Source organism: Paenibacillus kobensis NBRC 15729 (assembly GCF_004000825.1).
Lineage (GTDB): Bacteria > Bacillota > Bacilli > Paenibacillales > Paenibacillaceae > Paenibacillus_T > Paenibacillus_T kobensis.
On sequence record NZ_BILZ01000023.1, the window covers coordinates 58,239 to 79,013 of the forward strand.

General features: G+C 53.8%; 12 protein-coding genes. 11 read left to right on the forward strand and 1 reads right to left on the reverse strand.

The genetic code is table 11. The features are described from left to right. The first annotated feature begins 12 nt into the window (after positions 1-12). From PKO01S_RS14730 to PKO01S_RS14750, 6 genes are all read left to right on the forward strand, one after another. Positions 13-3,231 (forward strand): MMPL family transporter, encoded by a 3,219-nt coding sequence (locus tag PKO01S_RS14730; RefSeq protein ID WP_127532111.1) that lies wholly within the window; start codon positions 13-15, stop codon positions 3,229-3,231. Positions 3,232-3,855: 624 nt separating this feature from the next. Next, complete coding sequence (gene uvrB / locus PKO01S_RS14735; protein WP_127532112.1) at positions 3,856-5,859, forward strand: excinuclease ABC subunit UvrB; 2,004 nt, start codon at positions 3,856-3,858, stop codon at positions 5,857-5,859. 52 nt (positions 5,860-5,911) lie between these two features. Then, positions 5,912-8,803: an excinuclease ABC subunit UvrA gene (gene uvrA / locus PKO01S_RS14740; protein WP_127532114.1), complete on the forward strand. Its 2,892-nt coding sequence runs from the start codon at positions 5,912-5,914 to the stop codon at positions 8,801-8,803. A 421-nt stretch (positions 8,804-9,224) separates the two neighbouring features. Beyond that, the gene (locus PKO01S_RS28805; RefSeq protein ID WP_164779615.1) at positions 9,225-9,389 is read left to right on the forward strand and encodes a VOC family protein; all 165 of its coding nucleotides are present in this window, start codon (positions 9,225-9,227) and stop codon (positions 9,387-9,389) included. Positions 9,390-9,473: 84 nt separating this feature from the next. Further along, positions 9,474-9,758, forward strand: a complete 285-nt coding sequence (locus PKO01S_RS14745; protein ID WP_246070587.1) for a spore coat protein GerQ — start codon at positions 9,474-9,476, stop codon at positions 9,756-9,758. 280 nt (positions 9,759-10,038) lie between these two features. Continuing rightward, complete coding sequence (locus PKO01S_RS14750; RefSeq protein ID WP_127532117.1) at positions 10,039-10,260, forward strand: hypothetical protein; 222 nt, start codon at positions 10,039-10,041, stop codon at positions 10,258-10,260. A gap of 174 nt (positions 10,261-10,434) precedes the next feature. Here PKO01S_RS14750 and PKO01S_RS14755 read toward each other — a convergent pair whose 3' ends face one another. After that, positions 10,435-11,403 (reverse strand): sugar phosphate isomerase/epimerase family protein, encoded by a 969-nt coding sequence (locus PKO01S_RS14755; protein WP_127532118.1) that lies wholly within the window; start codon positions 11,401-11,403, stop codon positions 10,435-10,437. Between the two features lie 310 nt (positions 11,404-11,713). On the opposite strand from PKO01S_RS14755, the gene PKO01S_RS14760 reads away from it, so the two are divergent. The 5 genes from PKO01S_RS14760 to PKO01S_RS14780 all read left to right on the forward strand — a co-directional run bounded on the left by PKO01S_RS14760 (position 11,714) and on the right by PKO01S_RS14780 (position 20,767). Further along, the gene (locus PKO01S_RS14760; RefSeq protein WP_127532120.1) at positions 11,714-13,657 is read left to right on the forward strand and encodes a stalk domain-containing protein; all 1,944 of its coding nucleotides are present in this window, start codon (positions 11,714-11,716) and stop codon (positions 13,655-13,657) included. Between the two features lie 186 nt (positions 13,658-13,843). Next, positions 13,844-14,959: a S1C family serine protease gene (locus PKO01S_RS14765; protein WP_127532121.1), complete on the forward strand. Its 1,116-nt coding sequence runs from the start codon at positions 13,844-13,846 to the stop codon at positions 14,957-14,959. A 33-nt stretch (positions 14,960-14,992) separates the two neighbouring features. Further along, positions 14,993-16,903: a copper amine oxidase N-terminal domain-containing protein gene (locus PKO01S_RS14770; protein WP_127532123.1), complete on the forward strand. Its 1,911-nt coding sequence runs from the start codon at positions 14,993-14,995 to the stop codon at positions 16,901-16,903. A gap of 122 nt (positions 16,904-17,025) precedes the next feature. After that, positions 17,026-19,536, forward strand: a complete 2,511-nt coding sequence (locus PKO01S_RS14775; protein ID WP_127532124.1) for a U32 family peptidase — start codon at positions 17,026-17,028, stop codon at positions 19,534-19,536. 127 nt (positions 19,537-19,663) lie between these two features. Further along, entirely contained in the window at positions 19,664-20,767 is a 1,104-nt protein-coding gene (locus PKO01S_RS14780; protein ID WP_127532126.1) for a GerAB/ArcD/ProY family transporter, read from the forward strand. The last annotated feature ends 8 nt before the right edge of the window (positions 20,768-20,775 follow it).

A 20,775-nucleotide genomic window follows, 5' to 3' on the forward strand; every position in this document is an offset into this window, starting at 1 on the left:
GATTGGAGCAGGATGAGAACCATTTTGAAAATGCGTTGGCTCGTGCTTGTAATCTGGATTGCGGCGCTTGCCGGCTTGATGTTCACAGCGCCTGATATGGCGCAGCTCGTCAGAGACAAAGGGCAGGTCGGCGTGCCGGACGGGTACAGCTCCACGGATGCGGAGAAGCTGCTTGAAGGACTCAGCGGCAAAGCCGGCGGCGATACAGGATTGTCGACCGTACTCGTGTTCCACCGTGACGGCGGGCTTAGCGCAGACGATATGGCGCAAGCGAAGCAAGCGATAGACCGGTTATCGAATGATGGGGAACAGTACGGCGTGACGTCCGTGACATCCCATTTTATAACGGCAGAATTGAAGGATCAGCTGGTGTCCAAGGACGGGGCAACCGTCATTGCGCTGGCGAAGGTCGAATCGGAAGGCAGACTGCCGCAGGAGATGAGTGAAGGTCTCTATAAAGCCATGTCCGACGTGAAAGCCGATCATTATATTACAGGCGGATGGGTTATCGGTGAAGATGTCGTGCAGAGCTCGCAGGAAGGTCTGAAAAAGACAGAGCTCATTACTGTCGGCTTCATTCTCGTCATTCTGTTCCTTGTGTTCCGCTCGGCGGTTGCACCGATCGTGCCGCTGCTGGCCGTCGGGTTCAGCTATGTGACGTCGCAGTCGATCGTCGCATTTCTCGTTGAGTATATGGATTTCCCGTTGTCCAATTTTACGCAAATATTCATGGTGGCGGTTATGTTCGGGATCGGGACGGACTACTGCATTCTGCTGATCAGCCGGTATAAGGAAGAGTTGATCCATCGCGGAGACCGTACGGAGGCGATCGTCGAGACGTACCGGACGGCAGGCCGTACCGTATTGTTCTCGGGTCTGGCTGTGTTCGTCGGATTTGCCGCGATTGGCTTCTCGACATTCGTCCTGTACCGCTCGGCGGTGGCGGTGGCGGTCGGTGTAGCGGTGATGCTTATCGCTTTGTTCACACTCGTTCCGTTCTTCTTGGCGGTGCTGGGCAATGCGCTGTTCTGGCCGGCCAAAGGATCGCTCGAGCATAAGGAGAGCAAGATGTGGGGGGCGGTCGGCGCATTCTCGCTGAAGCGGCCGCTTTGGGCGCTCGTCATTCTGCTGGTGCTGACCGTGCCGGCATTGACGGCGTATAAAGGATCGATTTCGTTCAACTCGCTGGACGAGATCGGCGACAAATACGATTCGGTCAAAGCGTTCAACCTGGTCGCGGACAGCTTCGGGCCTGGTGAGACGCTGCCGACGAGTGTTGTGATCAAATCCGATAAGCCGATGGGTACGACTGAAGGGCTTGCGGCAATCGAGCAGATAAGCCGGGAGCTGTCCAAAGTCGAAGGCGTCCAGACGGTGCGCAGCGCGACGAGGCCGATGGGCACCGCTCCGGACGATTTCCTGGTCGCGGATCAGGTCGGTACGCTGGAAGACGGGCTCGGCCAAAGCGGCGACGGCTTGACGACGATCGGCAACGGTTTGTCCGAAGCGAGCAAGTCGCTGAGCGAGAACGCGCCGAAGCTGGAGGAAGCGGCGGCAGGCGCGGGCAAGCTGGTTGAAGGCACGGCGGCATTAAAATCCGGCGTGTCGGAGCTCGGAGCCGGCTTGAAGCGGATCGAGCAAGGCATCAAGGACGGTTCGCTTGGAGCCGGACAGCTGAAAGCCGGACTGGAGGATGCGCGTCAAAGCGCTGTTCAACTGTCCGAAGCGGCGAAGAAGCTGGAAGGCAGCTACAGCGGGCTGGGCGACGGTCTGAAGCAGCTGCAGGGCAGTTATTCGGAGCTGGCTGAAGAGCAAGCGAAACTGGCGGACGGGTTGCAGTCGGTGGGCACGGGGCTGGAGGGGCTCGGCGACAAATATCCGGAGCTTCGCGATGATGAGGCATTCACCAATGCGCTCGGCGCGGTCGGCAAGCTGCAAAGCGACGCTGCTTCGCTGAACAGCCGGCTGAGCAAGCTGAACGGCCAACTGGACGGCCTTGCCGGCGGTGTCAGCCAAGCGAATGACGGCTTAAGCCAAGCGGCGTCCGGCCAGGCGGCGCTCGCCTCCGGGCTGAAAACGCTGGCCGATGGCATTGGCAAGCTCCAAACGGGGCTGAACGAAGCGGCAGCCGGCCAAGGCGCTATCGTATCGAAGCTTCCGGACGTGACGTCCGGTCTCGATGAGCTGGCGGGCGGACAGAAGCAGCTTCAGTCCGGATTTGCCGAGCTGAACGGCCAGCTGTCCGAGCTGACAGGCGGACTCGACCAGAGTGTCGACGGCTTGAAGCAGGTTACGGACGGATTGGGCTCGGCAAGAGGTTATTTGACCGAGTTGTCTTCCGCGCCGGACAAAGGCATGACCGGTTGGTTCGTGCCGGGTCAGGCATCGGATAATGCCCAGTTCACGCAGGCGCTTGACGCTTATATGTCGCCGGACCGGATGACGGTGAAATTCGACGTAGTGTTCGCTGGCAACCCTTACGAGCTGGAGACGATGTCGCGGATTGAGGGGCTGAAGGCTGCTGCAGCGCGCGGACTGCAGGATACGGCGTTCGCTTCCGCAGAATACGCGGTCGGAGGCATTACGAGCAATAACCAGGATCTTAAAGTGATGTCGGATGGCGATTATTCCAAGACCGTCGTGTACATGCTGATCGGGATCGGCATCATTCTGATCGCCCTGTTCCGGTCGATCGTGATGCCTCTGTACATGATCGCTTCGCTTCTGCTTACATTCTATACATCGCTTGCGGTATCGGAGATCATCTTCGTCCGCTTGCTCGGGCATACCGGCGTCAGCTGGGCGGTGCCGTTCTTCGGCTTCGTCATGCTCATGGCGCTCGGTATTGACTACAGCATCTTCTTAATGGACCGGTTCAAAGAATACCGCCATTTGCCGCCATCGGAAGCGATTCTTCTCGCGATGCGCCGGATGGGAACGGTCATCATGTCGGCTGCCGTCATATTGGGAGGAACGTTCGCGGCGATGCTTCCGTCGGGCGTCATGTCGCTGCTTCAGATTGCGACGATCGTGCTGTGCGGATTGTTCATGTATGCGCTCATTATGCTGCCGTTGTTCATTCCGATCATGGTCCGCATGTTCGGCGAAGCGAATTACTGGCCGTTCATGCGCCGTTCGGATGGAGTTTTGCACGGAGGGTCTGAGTCTGTTCGCCATGGCGGAAGCGGGCATCATGGCGGTGCCAGCCGGCCGCAGGATACGACGGTATAGTTCGGAGCAGGTGTTTTTGGATAGGAGTATGGGTAGAGACTGAAGAGCGCGCCTTTCATGGCGCGCTTTTTTGTTATGCCGGTCATTTGTGACGGTTATCCGGAACGGATTACGGTTTGGAGGAGGGTCTCATTGCAGTCGGTGCAACGAAATACGGGGATTAGGCGGGGAACCATTCGTTCATTGCACAACGTACAATGGGAAATGGGCAGAAATCGATATTTTAGAGTAAAGGCTGACTGTTGTGCTGATTTGGGTTGTATGAAATGCAATCAAGCCTATGCGGCAGGCGAACATTGGTTGTTTTCATTGTACAGAGTACAATCTAGTTATGGATTCGCTGGCAGTGTTTTGATCACAGCAGGGGGGATGGGCAGTCGTGAATTAATAGGTTGCCGCACATTCATGCTGCCGGAAGGTTAATGATTACCCCGCTCATATTCCAAATTGCATCGGCATCTGGAAAACGATATAATGGATGGGAACACACATTCGAGTTTCTGTCCCGATTCGACGGGCAGATTCGATCGGTTGCTGTCTATTAAGGCAGGCCTATTGGGCATACAGATTAATAGAACTTCATTTTATAAATAAACAATAATGCCAGGGAGGTGAGCGGCCGACATGGAGACGGTAGAGAGGCTGAATAAACCGTTCAAGCTGATGAGCGAATACAAGCCGCAGGGCGACCAGCCGGGGGCGATCCGAGAATTGGTCGAGGGTATCGATAATGGCGAACGGTATCAGACACTGCTTGGTGCGACGGGTACGGGCAAGACGTACACCATTGCGAACACGATCGCGCAGTTGAACCGTCCGACGCTCGTTATCGCGCACAATAAGACGCTGGCGGCACAGTTGTGCAGCGAGTTTCAGGAGTTTTTTCCGGAAAATGCAGTGTCCTACTTCGTCAGCTACTACGACTACTTCCAGCCGGAAGCTTATATTCCGTCGACGGATACGTACATCGAGAAGGATTCGAGCATTAACGACGAGATCGACAAGCTGCGCCACTCGGCGACGAGCTCGCTGTTCGAGAGGCGCGACGTCATTATCGTAGCCAGCGTATCGTGCATCTACGGTCTCGGTTCGCCAAGCGAGTACGGGAGCCTTGTGCTGTCGCTGCGGGTCGGCATGGAGAAGTCCCGCGACGCGATTCTGCACAAGCTGGTGGACATTCAATACCAGCGGAACGATATCAACTTCATTCGCGGCACCTTCCGTGTGCGCGGCGACGTGATTGAGATATTCCCAGTCGCGAACAACGAGCGCGCCATGCGAGTCGAACTGTTCGGCGACGAGATCGAGCGGATTACCGAGATCGATGTACTTACGGGCGAGATCGTGGGCGAACGCGACCACATCGCGATTTTCCCGGCATCCCACTTCGTTACGCATGAGGAGACGATGAAGCGGGCGCTCGTCAATATCGAGCGGGAGCTGGAGGAGCGTCTTGCGGAGCTGCGCGATCAGGGCAAGCTGCTCGAGGCGCAGCGGCTGGAGCAACGGACGCGCTATGATATCGAGATGATGCAGGAGATGGGCTTCTGCTCCGGCATCGAGAACTACTCAGGTCCGCTCACATTCCGCGAACGCGGATCAACGCCGTATACGTTGATGGACTATTTTCCTGACGATATGCTGATCGTCATCGACGAGTCTCACGTGACACTGCCGCAGATTCGTGCGATGTACAACGGGGACCGTGCGCGCAAGGAAGTGCTCGTCGAGCACGGCTTCCGGCTGCCGTCGGCGATGGATAACCGGCCGCTTCGGTTCGAGGAGTTCGAGGGAAAGGCGGGCCAGATGATCTATGTATCCGCTACGCCGGGACCTTATGAGCTAGAGCAATGTCCGACAATGGTGCAGCAGATCATTCGGCCGACGGGTCTCATCGATCCGCCGATCGAGGTGCGTCCGACAAAGGGGCAGATCGACGATCTGCTTAGCGAGATTCGAGACCGGGTGACGAAGGATGAGCGCGTGCTCGTGACGACGCTGACGAAGAAGATGGCGGAGGATCTGACCGACTACTTCAAGGACGTCGGCATTAAGGTGCGGTATATGCACTCGGATATTAAAACGCTCGAACGGATGCAGATTTTGCGCGACTTGCGTCTGGGCTCGTTCCATGTTCTCGTCGGCATTAACTTGCTTCGCGAAGGGTTGGACTTGCCGGAAGTATCGCTCGTTGCGATTCTCGATGCGGATAAGGAAGGATTCCTTCGTTCGGAACGGTCGCTTATTCAGACGATCGGCCGCGCTGCCCGGAATTCCGAAGGGCGCGTTATTATGTACGGAGACAAGATTACGGACTCCATGGATAAAGCGATCAAGGAGACGGACCGCCGCCGTACGATTCAGATCGCTTATAACGAGCAGCACGGTATTACGCCGCAGACGATCCGCAAGAAGATTCATGACGTTATCGAGGCGACGAAGGTTGCTGAACAGAAGGCGGACTACCTGACGGGAACCGGCGCAGGCGGCAAGCTGACGAAGAAGGAGCGCCAGTCGCTTATTCAGCGCTTAGAGGCGGAGATGAAGGATGCGGCGAAGAGCTTGCAGTTCGAGCGTGCCGCCGAGCTTCGCGACGCGCTGCTGGAGCTTCGGGCAGAGACGGATTAATAGGGGCGGTATAGGCCCTATTTTATAGAGGGAACAGAAGGGTGGAGCAGGAGTGGCAAGCGATCGGATAGTTATCAAGGGTGCACGCGCCCACAATTTAAAAAATATCGACGTCACGATACCGCGCGACAAATTCGTCGTGCTGACGGGACTTAGCGGTTCCGGCAAATCGTCGCTCGCATTCGATACGATTTATGCGGAAGGACAGCGGCGCTACGTCGAGTCGCTGTCCGCATACGCCCGCCAGTTTCTCGGGCAGATGGAGAAGCCGGACGTCGATTCAATCGACGGTCTGTCGCCAGCCATCTCGATCGACCAGAAGACGACGAGCCGCAATCCGCGCTCGACGGTCGGCACGGTAACTGAAATTTACGACTACCTGCGGCTGCTGTTCGCCCGGGTAGGCAAGCCGCATTGCCCGGATCACGGTATCGAGATTACGTCGCAGACCGTCGAGCAGATGGTGGACCGGATTATGGAATATCCGGAACGGACGCGGCTGCAGATTCTGGCGCCGATCGTATCGGGCCGCAAGGGCGAGCATACGAAGTTGCTGCAGGATGTGCAGAAGCAAGGCTTTGTCCGCGTGCGGATCGACGGCGAGCTCCGCGAGCTTGGCGGCGAGGAGATTGTGCTCGAGAAGAACAAGAAGCATTCGATTGAGGTCGTCGTTGACCGGATCGTCGTGAAGTCCGACGTTCACACCCGCCTTGCGGATTCGCTGGAGACGGCGTTGAAGTTATCGGAAGGCAAAGTCATCGTCGACATCATCGATAAGGAAGAACTGATGTTCAGCTCCAACCTGGCTTGTCCGGAATGCGGCTTCAGCATTGACGAGCTGGCGCCTCGTATGTTTTCGTTCAACAGCCCGTTCGGGGCTTGTCCGGAATGCGACGGGCTCGGCGCGAAGATGATCGTTGACCCTGACTTGCTTGTACCGGATGCGTCCAAGTCGATCGAGGAAGGCGCATTCGAGGCATGGGCGGGCAGTACTTCGAATTATTATCCGCAATTTCTTGCGGCAGTGTGCCAGCACTACGGCATCTCGCGCACTGCGGCTGTCGGCGAGCTGAGCGCCGAGCATATGAAGAAGCTTCTCTACGGCACTGGCGGCGAGCTCGTGAAGTTCAAGTACGAGAACGACTTCGGCCACCGGAAAGAAGCGCTCGTCGCATTCGAGGGCATCGTGAATAACTTAGAGCGCCGTTATCGCGACACAGCATCGGATATGATGAGGGAAATCATCGAAGGGTATATGAGCGCGAAGCCGTGCGGATCGTGCAAAGGCCACCGTTTAAAGAAAGAAAGTCTGGCCGTCACGGTCGGCAAGCAGAATATCGCCTACGTCACGTCACTGTCCATCGGCGAAGCACAGCGTTTCTTCAATGGACTGGAACTTAGTGAGAAGGATATGACGATTGCGAATCTTATCCTGAGAGAAATTAACGGACGTCTTGGCTTCCTCGTGAATGTCGGCCTCGAATATTTGTCGATGAGCCGTGCAGCGGGCACGCTGTCGGGCGGTGAAGCACAGCGTATCCGGCTCGCGACGCAGATCGGGTCTAGTCTGATGGGCGTACTGTATATTTTGGACGAGCCGAGCATCGGTCTGCATCAACGGGATAATGACCGCCTTATTCAGACGCTTGAGCATATGCGCAATCTCGGCAACACGCTGATCGTCGTCGAGCATGACGAGGATACGATGCTGGCTGCGGACTATATTATCGATATCGGACCGGGAGCGGGCATTCACGGCGGGCAAGTCATTGCGCAAGGCACGCCTGCGGAAGTGATGGCGGACGAGAAGTCGCTGACCGGTGCATACTTAAGCGGACGGAAGTTTATCGAAGTGCCGCTGGAGCGGCGGAAGACGTCCGACAAGTGGCTGGAGATCCGCGGCGCGAAGGAGAACAACCTGCGCGGACTGAATGTGAAGATTCCGCTCGGCGTCTTTACGGCGGTTACCGGCGTATCGGGCTCCGGCAAGTCGACACTGGTGAACGAGATTTTGTACAAAACGTTGGCTCGCGACTTGAACAGAGCGAAGGTTCGCCCAGGCGAGCATAAAGAAATTCGCGGCCTTGAGCACATCGAGAAAGTCATCGATATCGATCAGTCGCCGATCGGCCGTACGCCGCGCTCTAACCCGGCTACTTATACGGGCGTATTCGATGACATTCGCGACGTGTTCTCGAACACGAACGAGGCGAAGGTGCGCGGCTATAAGAAAGGGCGCTTCAGCTTCAACGTGAAGGGCGGCCGATGCGAAGCATGCCGCGGCGACGGCATTATTAAGATCGAAATGCACTTCCTGCCGGACGTCTACGTGCCATGCGAGATTTGCAAAGGCAAGCGGTACAACCGCGAGACGCTCGAAGTGAAGTACAAAGGGAAAAATATTGCCGAAGTGCTTGAGCTGACGATCGAGGATTCGGTCGAGTTCTTCCGTAACATTCCGCGCATTCACCGGAAGATGCAGACGCTGTTCGACGTCGGTCTCGGCTATATGCGCCTTGGCCAAGCGGCGACGACGTTGTCGGGCGGTGAAGCACAGCGCGTCAAGCTCGCGGCTGAGCTGTACCGCCGCAGCACGGGTAAGACGATGTACATTCTTGATGAGCCGACGACGGGTCTGCACGTCGACGACATCGACCGGCTGCTGCAGGTGCTTCATCGTCTGGTCGACAGCGGCGAGTCCGTGCTCGTTATCGAGCATAACCTCGACGTTATTAAGACGGCCGATTATTTGATCGACCTCGGACCGGAAGGCGGCAGCGGCGGCGGCACAATCGTCGCGACGGGCGAGCCGGAATCCGTCGTTAAGGTAGAGGGCTCGTATACGGGCCGCTACTTGAAGCCGATTCTCGAGCGCGACCGCGAGCGTACCGTCAATCGGCGCCAGGAAGCGGAACAATCGGTTGCTGCGGGAGCGGCGGATTAGACGGACCGCCATTGAGCGAGCGGTATAGCGTTACAACAGAAGGAAGCATGCGATGATGCATGCTTCCTTCTTTCGTGAGGCGAGGCAGCTAACGAATCGTAACGTTCTTATTTGCCCGAAATTGCCTTGATTTTGATTTAACGAATCGTATAGGCGCTATTTGGCTTCAATTAATCGAAATCGTGGTCATTTATGAGAAATAAGGCTGCTGGAGTTCGTTACATTGCTAGTAGAGGTCATTTGGAGCGAATAAGGCTTGTGGGATTCTTTAGCCGACTACTAGTCTGCTTGGTTTGGCTCACGGAGTGAGAAATCCATACTATCGCCGTACTACCACACTACAACTTTATGCTGACGATAATTTCCTGAACCGCGCGTTAGGATATAGACAGTAGTGAGAGGTTTATTAGGGGGAATAGCGTTGAAATGGAAACAAACAGGCATCATTTTGTTTGTCGAGAACTATCAAGCCGCGCTTCGATTTTATACGGAACAGCTCTGTCTACAAGTTCAGCGGCAGGAAGAGGGGTTGACCGTGATGGATTTCGGCGGGGCAGTTGCCCCCGATGCATCCGCCATCCTCTGATTGTCCATACCGAAAGCAGTCCGTTCTCATAACATATTTTAATTGTATAGTTATCGGATGAATGGAAGAGAGGGATGCTGCACGATGGGAGAGGCGAGACGCAACGTCCGGCGAAGCTCGCAAGCGCAACGATGCCGCAAAGGAATCCGCAAGGCTAGCTTTCAGAGGTGGCTAAAGTCTGTTCGAGGGAATCTAGCGACGTTCCATATGACTTATCCGAACAACTCGCAATGGAATGCCCGCACGTTCCAAGGTGTAATCGTGACGCCGGGAGCCGATTATGTCGTCATTATGGACGAAGCGACCGGACGCACCGAGTTGCTGCTGTACCGGAATCTGGATTATGTTACGATTGATCTGATTTATTAACTCGTTCTTGTTTCTTGCGCTAGAATGCTCATACAGCCCGCTAGGGACAACCCGTAAGTCTGCTGACAGACGGGTTGTTCATCGTGTGCGGTTACATAAATCCGGAGCGATTGGCAACAATATTTGACGACCGGAGTCTTACATATGTGTAATCTCGTTGGATTTTGAGGTAAAATGTTGACAAAAGTGTTACGGTTGGCCGGTTGGACTTGCATCGATGGGCGGCAGCCGCTAACATAGGAATATGATAGGTGACGTGTGACGAAAAGGAGGTCATCCCATGTATCTTGCAGAAGAGGCGGCAAAAGCCGCATCGTCGAGCAACATCAACACGTTCGACTGGTTCATGCTCGCGTTCACGGTGCTGATTGCGATCGGCCTAGTTCGACTGTTGATGGCAAGACCGAAGAAGAACGTATTCGCGATCGGATTTGCGACGGTATCGTTGCTCGTGTTCCTGTTTTCCGATTACGTCATGATTACGGAAAGCTGGATGAAATAAGGCCATACTATTGGTCTACATAGGGATCCGAATTTACGGGGGCGAGAAGGCGAGGCAGCGTGTAACGTTGCTTCGCCTTCTTTCTTATTTTCTTACACGGTATAAAAAAGGGGCTGTTCCCCGCGGCATCATGTTGTACATGACGCCGCAGGGACAGCCCCTTCGTTATTTCGTTTATACCCACCACATCTCGCCGAGTGGCTCGCGGATGAGAATTTGCTGCAGATTTTGCACGGCTTTCGTGAAGCCTTCATCGATGGACATCAGGCCGTCTTCGTGCTCGATGCTGACGACATAGTCGTAGCCGACGAGACGCAGCTCGCTGATGATGTCTGCCCATGTCTTCAGGTCGTGGCCGAAGCCGACCGTGCGGAACTGCCAAGCGCGGTCCAGCATTAGTGCATACGACTGCATATCGGTTACGCCGTGCATGTTGACGTTGATCGGATCGATGGTCGTGTCCTTCGCATGGAAGTGATGGATAGCGCCAGCACGTCCGAGGATGCGGACCGCTTGAACCGGATCGATACCTTGCCACCACATGTGGCTCGGATCGAGGTTCGCGCCGATCGCATTGCCTGCCGCTTCGCGAAGACGGAGCATCGTTGCCGGACTGTGGACGGAGAAGCCGCCGTGCAGCTCCAGACCGATCTTCACATTGTTCGATTCCGCCAGTTTGCCGATTTCGGTCCAGTACGGGATAACTTTCGCTTCCCATTGCCATTTCAAAATATCTTGATAATCGTTCGGCCAAGGCGCAACCGGCCAGTTCGGATATTTGGCATCCTCGTGGTCGCCTGGGCAGCCGGAGAACGTATTGACGACAGGCACTTCCAGACGGTTCGCGAGTTCGATCGTCTTGCGGATCACGGCATCGTCAGCCGAAGCGAGCGCCTTCTGCGGATGAAGCGGGTTGGCATGGCAGCTGAGCGCGCTAATGATCAAGCCGCGGGATTCAACCGCTTGCTTGAAATCGCGAAGCTTGCCTGCATCGGCGAGCAGTGCATCGGGATCGCAGTGTGCATTGCCCGGATAACCGCCGGTGCCGAGTTCGACAGCGTCGAGTCCTTTGGATGCGATATAATCGAGTGCTTCTTCGAACGGTTTGCCAGCGAACAGTACGGAGAATACGCCAAGTTTCATGTGAATATAACCTCCCGGAACTGGATTGAATGTACGTATTAAGCTTGCCAATATGGCCTAATTATAGCATGTCCTAATGTTCGTCAGGAAGCGCTTACCGCTCCAATAGCCAAATCACATAGGAACAGAGCAAAACGTAACTACACTTGCGAAGCCGGGTTCATTATCATCTTAAAATAAACACAAATAATTGCAGAATTTGATGATAGATAAGAGACTCGAATCCGATAAAAGAGATAAAAGATAGGAAAATTTAACTAGGATAGTGGAAAGATCGAGCTGTCAATCAATCGAAGGAGAGATTTTTTTCATGTCTAAGCGAATCCTTGCAATGATCACTGTACTTTGTCTAACGATGGCCTGTTTGTCACTGTCCCTATCACTGTCGCTGACGGCTGGGACTGCACATGCTGCTGAATCTGCTCAAGCCATAGAGGGCGAGTCCGTCAACATGAAGTTGGAGGTTGGAAGTCCGGTCGTTACGATTAACGGCTCCGCGTTAACGATTCAGAAACCCGTGAAGGTGAATGGAACGACACTGGTGCCGCTGAGCGTTATAACGAAAGCATTCGGTGCTAAGCTGAATTTGGAAAACAACAAAAAGATTACGCTCACTTATAATTCCACCGTTGTCGTTCTGACCATTGGCAGCAATAAGGTAACCGTTAATGGAACGGTCTCGACGCTTTCGGCTGAGCCAACGATCGCCAGCGGCGTTACGATGGTTCCGGTTCGCGTGATTACGCAAGCATTCGGTGCGAACATTGCGCTAAGCGGCAACCAAATTACGATTACGGGCAAGAAAGCAGGCGGCACAAGCAAGGCGGGCATCGACAGCGATGCCGGCTTCACGAAGGTGGGAGACAGCTATTTTAAGTGGAGCATGAAATACCCGGCGGACCTGTCGCTCGACTATCAGTCCAATGACGGAAGCCTTACCGTATGGGCGGATGGAAGCGGAAATCCGGCTGTTATTGTGGAAGTGACAGAGGATGAAGAGACGAGTACAAGCGAAGAACTTCGGGACCTGATTATGAGCTACTTCTCCGACGATGAGATCGTTCTGGAGAAAAAGTCGGTGAAAGCGGGCGGTGCAACGTTCGAGAAGGTTGTCACGAAAGACCGTTCCGGATGGTTCTACGAGTACCGGGCGGCTAAGAACGGGAATTATGTTTATGTCATATCGTCTGGTGCGGAAGCGAAGACGCGCGAAGGTTTGAGCAAATACCAGCCGTTGCTCGACAGCTTTACAATGTCGTTCAATAGTGCGGACAAGAAGCTTAAGGATATTACGAAGGTTGTCGGCGGCATGATTGCTTATGAGGATGAGGATTATGGTTTGAAACTTAAGCTTCCGGTCGAGTGGACGCAATATGAAGGCTCTTCGACGCCGGAGTTTTCCAGTGATAATGCCGATCTTAGTCTTGCTGTTGCTTCCGTCGCCAATGGCGAAACGGCGGAGCAGTGGAGGAAGCAAACTCGAGAGAAGCTGGAGAGCGACTATGTTGCGGATTACCTGCGCGGCATCTCGGAATATTCCGTAACCATTAATAATGGAACAGCGCAAGTGCTGCAGTACGAACATAGCTGGGATATGAAGGATTGGACAACGCAGTATCTTGTGTTCTATGTATCGGGCGATCATAAATACGGAATAAATTTCGAATATGACCGGGAAGAGGACGAGAAAGCGGACAATAGCAACAACAATGGCAAGGGGCTGTTCGATACCATATTAGGCACCCTAACGATCGACACGAAGTTCGTAGATGAAAATTTCAGCGAGATTGGGGAAGAAGCTCCACTCGACGATGTATTCGTGAAGAGAACGAGCAAGAAGCACGGCTATTCGATCGAACTGCCGAAATCATGGAACGATAACAGCGAGAGCTTGGAAGATAATATGAACATGTTCATGTTCGAATACGGAGACCTGTATTTAACCGTTACGTCTCCAGGCACAACTGCAAAGGGCTATGCGGATTCGATCGATGACTATGTGAAGGAAGAAGATCAAGCCGAGCATGGGGCTCGTGTGATCTCTAGGAAGACGGAGACGGTTAACGGTATTTCGGTTATCCGGGTTGAATATGAGGAACCGGAAGCCTACATCCCGTCTAATTCGATTGCCTATATGTTCGAGAAGAACGGAAAATTGATCGTCTTGGAGGTCGAAGTGTACAAAGCGAACGATACGGCCGCTTTTCGCGCCCGGTTCGACAAGGTGGTACAATCGCTCACCTTTACTTCTTAAGTTGAAAAGCGCCGCTTACGTGCTCACTCGGGAGCGGTGCTTATTTTTAATATAAGGAAATCTAGAAAGTTAAAGGAATATTTAATTGTAGTTTCTAGTTCTTTTGTAGTAGAGTGTTATTTGGAAGAAATATACTAGATTGGTTTGAGTGCGCCATATGTGAACTTCATAGGGGGAAATGAGAGAATGAGAACAAGGTGGCTGCGCATCGCAACTGCGGGACTCGCTGTGCTTCTGTTCGCGGCGGGAAGTACATGGGCTGCAAGCAGCAGCGGCAACTCAACGTTGTCGCTGGACGCCAAGGTGATCAACGGAGAGGTCTATGTCAAAGCAAGTTCGCTGACGAAGTCGTTAGGCGGAACGGGCACATTCGATGCTGCAACCAGCAAGTATGCGTACACGCCGGCCAATCCGGTCACGGAAGTCGTGAAGAAAGTATCCCCGTCCGTCGTCGCCATTATCGGTAAGGTCAAAGGCTACGATAACCGGAATGCTCTCGCACATGGAACGGGGGTCGTCTGGAAGGCGGATGGTCAGATCGTAACGAATGCTCATGTCGTCAAAGATTTGACTAATATTACAGTGGTGACAGCCGACGGCAAACAATACAGCGGCAAGACGGCCTACATCGACGAGACGAGCGACATAGCGGTCGTCAAGATCAATGCCACCGGGATGAAGCCTGCTGTGTTTGCAACGGTGCCTTTGTCTATTCAAGCTGGTGACCAGGTGGTCGCTATCGGTACGCCGGTATCGTTCACGTTAAGAAATACGGCAACGAGCGGTATCATCAGCGGAATGAATCGGGGAGTCGGTTCTTATTATAAGCTGCTTCAGACGGACGCTGCGATCAATCCAGGCAACAGCGGGGGGCCGCTCGTTAATCTGAAAGGCGAAGTGATCGGGATCAACTCGATGAAGTTCGTCAGTGACGATATCGACAGTCTAGGATTCTCGATTCCGATGGACACGGTCCAATACGTGCTGGGTCATTTCGCGAAGTATGGCAAAGTGAACCGGGCTTCTCTTGGATTCAATCTGGAGGAGAGCTGGTCGGCAGTCATCGGCTTGCCGACGACCGAGCCGCTTACGATTACGAAGGTGATCAGCGATGAGGCGAAGAAGGCTGGCGTTTCAACCGACGACGAGCTTTATTCCATTGCGGGCCAGCAGGTTTCGTCCATCGTCGATGTGAATGAGTGGCTGAAAGCGTATGTCCCAGGTCAAACGATCGAGATAACGCTGCTATCCGATGGTGACCTTGTCACGAAGAAAATCAAGCTTGCTCAATGGAGCGAATAACTCGGTATTACTCAAAGGGAGAGAGAGTCGATCATGTCCAAACGATTGTTAGCGATGTTAACGGTTATCTGTTTGCTGCTTGCATGTATTCCTTTAACGGCTAGTGCGGCAGAGGCTGCGGAGGCCCAGCCTGTCGAAATCCAATTGTCGGTCGGAAGTTCGGCCGTTTCGATTGACGGAACGTCATCCACGATTCAGAAGCCGATCAAGGTGAATGGAATAACGCTTGTTCCGCTCAGTGTCATTACCAAAGCGTTCGGTGCGAAGCTGAAGCTGGAGAACAACAAAAAAATTACGCTGACCTACAACGCAACGACGGTCGTTCTTACGATCGGAAGCAACAAAGTGTCGGTGAACGGCGTGGTTACGACGCTTCCGGCCGAACCGAAGATCGTAAACGGTGTCACGATGGTTCCGGTACGCGTCATTACACAAGCATTTGGGGCAAACATTGCGCTTAGCGGTAATAAAATTACGATCACGGGTACAAAAGCAAACGAGGCTAGCCCGACGGCTGGCGGTACGGCGGGTATCGATTCGGATGCCGGGATGACGAAGATCGGCGACAGCTACTGGGGTTGGAGCATGCAGTATCCGACTGACCTGACGCTTAAATCTCAATCCGATAACGGCGACTGGACGACGTGGACAGGCGGATCGGAAGATCCGAACCTGATCGTCAGCATCGAAGATGCCGATGAAGAATGGACGACGGATCAAATTCGCGAACATATCGAAACCTATTTTGACACCAATGAGATCGTGCTTGAGAAGAAAACGATCTCGGTCAAAGGCACGTCCTACGAGCGCTATGTGACGAAGAGCCGTTCCGGATGGTTCTTCGAATACCGGGCTGCACAGAAAGATAAAAGAGTCTATGTGGTTATGGCCGGAGCCAAGTCTGAATCGCGTGAAGCGCTGAACAAATATGGGCCGCAGCTGGATAGCTTTACGATATCGTTCGATAAATCCAATCGTACATTGAAAGATATTACGAAAGTCGTCGATGGCATGGTAACGATCCACGACAAGGATTACGGTCTGCAGATCAAGATGCCTGCGAATTGGCACCGCTTGGAGGACATGACCAATCCGTTCTTCGTAAGCGATGAGGGTTTGATCAGTTTCTCGCTGTATTCTGCACAAAGCGGCGAGACGGCTGAGCAATGGAGAGCAAGCGAACGCGAGAATGTGGAAAGCGATTTTGCGGCTGGGTATATACGCAATATAGAAGAATCGACAATCGCATTGAACAACGGAACAGGTCAAGTGTTGAAGTATCAGTACAGCTGGGATCAAACCAAATGGATAAGCGAATATGACATTTACTACATTACCGGTAATCATAAGTACAAATTAAAATTTTACTACACTAAAGATGACGCCGCTAAAGAGCAGCAGTTGTACAGCACGCTTACGAGCTCTTTGTCGCTTGATACGAAGTTTATCGATGACAACTTCGGAGAGGTGGATGATGACACGGAGCTGGAGAAGGCCGTCACGAAAAAAACGAGCAAGGAGTACGGCTACACCATTTCGTTGCCGAAATCGTGGTCTGCCATTGACGGTGACTTCGAAGAAGAAGAAGTTAACTATGCTACAACGTTCGGATTGTTCAGCATCAACGTTGAGACGCGTGACATTAATGCCTATGAATACGGGAATGCGCTTGAATACTACTATAAAACCGAAGCTTCAGAGAAAGCTATCGGCACCACGGTCAAATCGACATCGAACCAGACTATTAATGGTACGAGCTTTAAAGTAGTCGAGACGGAGTCTCCAAAAGCAGAACGTCCGTTCACGACTCTGCACTATTTGGTAGACCGTCCTGGTTATGACGGAATATTGATCTTAACGGTCAGCTTTAATCGTGCGCAAGATACGGAAGCTAATCGCGCTAAAGTGACGAAGGTAATAGAGTCTCTCACATTCCAATTCTAATCCAATGCGCCGCTTTCGGGTTCTCCCGGAAGCGGCGCATTTTTTTGCCGGTGGAATCGGGATGTCCGCTCTGGTACACTTAGAGGAATAGAAAGCTGGACAAAGGATGGCGAAGCTTAGTAATGACGAAACAAATTCAGCGCGGTGATGTGGAACTGCTGGCGCCTGCAGGCGATTGGGACTGCATGCGTGCAGCGGTAGCGAACGGGGCCGATGCGATATTTTTTGGCGTGGAGAAGTTTAATGCACGGGCAAGAGCGAACAACTTTCAGACTGACGAACTGCCCGAGATTATGGCGTTTCTGCACAGCTACGGTGTAAAAGGGTTTTTGACGTTCAACATTCTCGTCTTTGAAGACGAATTAGAAGATGCGAAGAAGTTGATCGAGTCTTGTATCGACGCAGGTGTGGATGCCGTTATCGTACAGGATCTCGGACTCGTGAAGCTCATCCGTGAGCTGTCACCGGACTTCCCGATTCACGGTTCGACGCAGATGACGATTACGTCGCCGGAAGCGGTCGAGTTCACGAAGCCGTTCAACATGGAGCGGGTCGTGCTCGGACGGGAAAACAATTTGAAGCAGATTCAGAAGATCGGCGAGCAAGCGAAGCTGCCGATGGAAGTATTCGTGCACGGCGCGTTGTGCGTGTCCTATTCGGGCCAGTGCTTGACGAGCGAAATGTGGGGCGGCCGTTCGGCGAACCGCGGCGAGTGCGCACAAGCATGCCGTCTGCCATACGACCTGATGGTCGATGGCGTACAGCAGCCGATGGGCGACGTGGCTTACTTGCTGTCGCCGAAGGATTTGGCGGCGATTGACATTGTTCCGGAGCTGATCGAAGCAGGCGTTGCCTCGTTCAAAATCGAAGGCCGTCTCAAAAGCCCGGAATATGTAGCAAACGTCGTTAGCAAATACCGCAAAGTGATCGACAACTACTTCGACGGAGTGGATGCGACGCCTTCGAAGGAAGAAATACGCGAGCTGCAGCAGAGCTTCTCGCGCGGCTTCACGCACGGCTTCCTGCAAGGAACGAACAACAAGGAGCTCGTCGACGGCACGTTCCCGAAAAGCAGGGGCGTCTATCTCGGCCGCGTCGAGCGCGTGCTCCGCGACGCTGTCGTCTGCCGGATCGATGCGCCGCTGAAGCGCGGCGACGGCATCGTCTTCGACGCGGGCGATCCGACGAAGAAGGAAGAGGGCGGCCGCGTTTACGACTTGCGCCGCCAAGGCGTGAAGATCGAAGGCGAGGCGCAGGAAGGCGTCGTGCTAGAGATCGTGCCGGGACGTAATGATATTGATCTTCGCCGCGTTAAAGTCGGCGATAAGGTATGGAAGACGAGCGATCCTGCGCTCGACAAACGTCTGCGTGCGACATTTGAGACGGACAAGCCATACCGTGTGTTCCCGATGAATGTTCACGTAAGCGGCCGTGCCGGCGAACCGATGGTAACGGTATGGACGGACGTGCAGAAGGGAACGACGGTTACGGTAGAATCCGAGATTCCTCTTGAGACAGCACTGAAGCGTCCAATGGACAAGGCGCTGCTCGAAGACCAGCTTGGCCGTCTCGGCGGTACGCTGTATCAGCTCGAATCGCTTGACGTTGAGCTGGAAGGCGATCTGATTGTTCCGGTACGCGAACTGAACCGGATTCGCCGCTCGGCGGTTGAGCAGTTAACGGTGGAGCGTCCGAAGCCGCCGGTCTACACGAAGTACAACGTCGATATTTTTGCCGATGCACAGCCCAAACATGCAGATGACGACAAGAAGCCTGAATTGACGGTGCTCTGCCGGACACTGGAGCAAGTGCAGGCGGCGGTGCATACCAATGCGACGATGATCTATGCCGACTTCGAGTTTATTAAGCAATTCCCGGCAGCCATCGAAATCGCACGGCAAGCCGGCAAACCGATCGCGCTTGCGACGCCGCGCATTCATATGCCGGGCGAGAACGGCTACCACGCGAACATTCTCAAGTTGAAGCCGGATGCGGTACTCGTGCGCAACACAGGAGCGCTCTACTATTATTTGCGCGCCCGCGCGAGCCAAGCACCGGGCGAGCCGTTCCCGCGTCTGATCGGCGATTTCTCGCTTAACATCGCGAACCACAAGACGGCGAATCTGTTCACGGAAGTCGGATGCGATCTCGTTACGCCTTCCTATGATTTGAACATTCAGCAGATGGTCGACATGCTCGGCCGCGCGGATACGTCGAAGCTGGAAGTGGTGCTGCATCAGCACATGCCGATGTTCCATACGGAGCACTGCGTATACTGCACATTCATGAGTGAAGGTACCAACTTTACGAACTGCGGCCGTCCATGCGAAGAGAAGCGGGCGTCACTGCAGGACCGGATCGGCATGTCGCATCCGGTGCGCGTCGACGAAGGCTGCCGCAATACGGTCTATAACGCGATTGAGCAGTCTGGCGCGGAATATTTGATGAACTTCGTCGATCTCGGCGTCCGTTCTTTCCGGATTGAGTTCCTGGAAGAGTCGGCCGAGAAAGTACGCGAAGTAATGGATTTGTACGAGGATGCGCTGGCGGGCCGAATTAGCGGAACGCAAGTATGGCGCAGCTTGAAAGCTATTAACCAATTGGGCGTTACGCGCGGCCAGTTGGTGAAGTAATAACGGCGGTAAGCCGGGTCAACGCCTGCAACACAGGGCGATGATCCGGCTTTTTCTTTGCATTATTTTCCGGCGAACGGGGAATGGTAAGAAACGTTATTTCATCCGCTTCGTGGAGGGGAGAACCGTGATCACGTTAAGACAGCTGGCTTCGACGGTCATTCTGTTCTTGATCGGCAGCTCCTCTTTATTTTTGCTGGGGGGCAAGGCGGACCGGGATGCGTGGATGTCCGTATTCGTTGGGATGTTGGCGGGTCTGATGCTGCTAGGCTTCGTGACGCTGCAAATTCAGAGGCTGGAGCCGAACCGGAATTTAATCGAAATATTTAAGCTTTATTTCGGCAGGACCGCCGGCTTTGTTTTCGGTCTCTTATACGTCATTTATTACAGCTATAAGTCGATCCGCAACGTTCGGGAATTCGCCGATCTATCCATTATGTTTCTGATCGCGGATACGCCGTTGTCCGTCGTCATGCTCGTCATCTGCTTGATCGGAGGTTATGCGGTCATGGGCGGGCCGGGAGTGTTTTTTCGCATGGTGGAAGTGCTTCTGCCGATATTGCTTCTGATCTACGTGCTACTCTATATCCTTCTGTTCAGCTCAGGACTAGTTGATTTCGGCCGGCTGCAGCCGATGCTCGAGCGAGGGTTCAAGCCGGTCTGGGATGCAGCGATACCGGAAATTATTTCGTTCCCGTTCGGCGAGATGGTGCTGTTTCTTATGTTCTGGAGATATACGGAATCGTCGGATTACGGGCAAGTTGCCAGCATGACGATCAAGGGCTATTTGTTCGGGGGCGCTTTTATCACCTTAATGAATGTGATCGCTCTGTCGATACTCGGACCATTCGCCAGCTGGACGACCGTTCCGCTGCTGGAAGCGACGAATTTCATCGATATCGGGGACATATTGGAACGAATCGATCCGCTTGTATCCTTGCTCTTGTTCTCTGCCGTATATGTGAAGCTGACGGCCTATTACTTGGGAGCCTCGCTCGCTTTCGCTTATTTGTTTGGCATTCGGCTGCAAATAGCAGCTTTGCCAGTCGGCATCGGCATCTTCGTCGGATCGTTCTGGTTCAAGAGCTATATGCATCAGGTTAACGTCGGCTTCGAACAAAATTTGAAGTACCACTTTCCCATCTTTCAGATTGGGATTCCGATCGTGCTCTTGCTCGTGATGCTCATGCGGAAGGGGGTCCGGTCCGGCAAGGGACGCCAAAGCCATTAACGACAGGA

Excerpts from the sequence above, each read along its gene's own strand:
- PKO01S_RS14730 (WP_127532111.1), top strand. The coding sequence starts at position 13 with ATGAGAACCATTTTGAAAATGCGTTGGCTCGTGCTTGTAATCTGGATT.
- uvrB (WP_127532112.1), top strand. The coding sequence starts at position 3,856 with ATGGAGACGGTAGAGAGGCTGAATAAACCGTTCAAGCTGATGAGCGAA.
- PKO01S_RS14745 (WP_246070587.1), top strand. The coding sequence starts at position 9,474 with ATGGGAGAGGCGAGACGCAACGTCCGGCGAAGCTCGCAAGCGCAACGA.
- PKO01S_RS14750 (WP_127532117.1), top strand. The coding sequence starts at position 10,039 with ATGTATCTTGCAGAAGAGGCGGCAAAAGCCGCATCGTCGAGCAACATC.
- PKO01S_RS14755 (WP_127532118.1), bottom strand. The coding sequence starts at position 11,403 with ATGAAACTTGGCGTATTCTCCGTACTGTTCGCTGGCAAACCGTTCGAA.
- PKO01S_RS14760 (WP_127532120.1), top strand. The coding sequence starts at position 11,714 with ATGTCTAAGCGAATCCTTGCAATGATCACTGTACTTTGTCTAACGATG.
- PKO01S_RS14765 (WP_127532121.1), top strand. The coding sequence starts at position 13,844 with ATGAGAACAAGGTGGCTGCGCATCGCAACTGCGGGACTCGCTGTGCTT.
- PKO01S_RS14770 (WP_127532123.1), top strand. The coding sequence starts at position 14,993 with ATGTCCAAACGATTGTTAGCGATGTTAACGGTTATCTGTTTGCTGCTT.
- PKO01S_RS14775 (WP_127532124.1), top strand. The coding sequence starts at position 17,026 with ATGACGAAACAAATTCAGCGCGGTGATGTGGAACTGCTGGCGCCTGCA.